Origin of the sequence: Streptomyces sp. LS1784, from assembly GCF_020103755.1 — a bacterium.
GTDB lineage: Bacteria > Actinomycetota > Actinomycetes > Streptomycetales > Streptomycetaceae > Kitasatospora.
Genome location: NZ_JAHSQD010001185.1, coordinates 1 through 831, shown reverse-complemented (window position 1 = coordinate 831; position 831 = coordinate 1). Strand labels below are relative to the sequence as shown.

Below are 831 nucleotides of genomic sequence, written 5' to 3'. Positions count from 1 at the left end.
GCCGGGCCGGCCGGCGGGTGCAGCAGCTGCCCCCGGTCGTCCCGGGCGGACTCGGCCAGCTCGGCCGCCTGCGCGCCGGTCAGGCCGTCCGGCGGGCGGTGCCAGGCGAGCCGGGCCGCCAGGTGCTGGTCCTCCAGGTGGCTCTGGCCGGTCGCCCAGTGCCGGGCCAGCAGGCCGGTCATCGGCAGCAGCAGCGAGGAGCCGGGCACCTGGGCGCGGTCGGTGAGGTGGGTCAGCCAGCGGCCGAGCAGCGGCACCCGGACCGGCGCCGGGTAGGGCCCCGGCTCCTCGTCCTCGGTGGTGCGGCGGAAACGGGTCGAGCGGCCGATCAGGGCGAGGTGGTGCACGCCTGCGCTGTTGGGCACGATCAGCTGCGGGGCGTCCGCGCACAGTTCGCGGAACACCTGGGTCTTCTCGCCGGTCTCCGGGTCCTTCTCGGAGCCCTCGATCTGCTCGACGTCCTCGGCGAAGGACTCCAGGTAGGGCAGCAGGTCGGCGGCCAGCTCGGCCAGGAAGTCGAACCGCAGGGTGCGGTTGAGCGGCTGCGGCACCAGGTGCAGCCGGGGCGCGTCCCGGTCGGTGCCGAGCATCACCGCGAGCGGCGCACCGGACTCACCGGCGGCGGTCAGCGGGACCAGCACCATCGGGCGCTCCGACAGGTGCCGGTGCCGGACGGTGGCCAGCGGCTCGGCCCGGCCGCTGCGGACCGCCTCCAGCCGGGCGACGGTGGTCAGCAGACTCATGCGGAGGCCCCCAGGGCCGCCGTCCCCAGCGCCTCGGCGCGCAGGGCGGCCGCGTAGGCCAGGCGCTCGGCGGCGTCGTCCGCGCCGT

Annotated in this window: 1 pseudogene; it reads right to left on the bottom strand. The window is 77.0% G+C overall.

Going from position 1 to position 831, the window contains the following annotated elements:
* A pseudogene (locus tag KS423_RS46440) lies at nt 1–743 on the bottom strand (hypothetical protein); the annotation flags it as partial.
* Nucleotides 744–831: the final 88 nt, after the last annotated feature.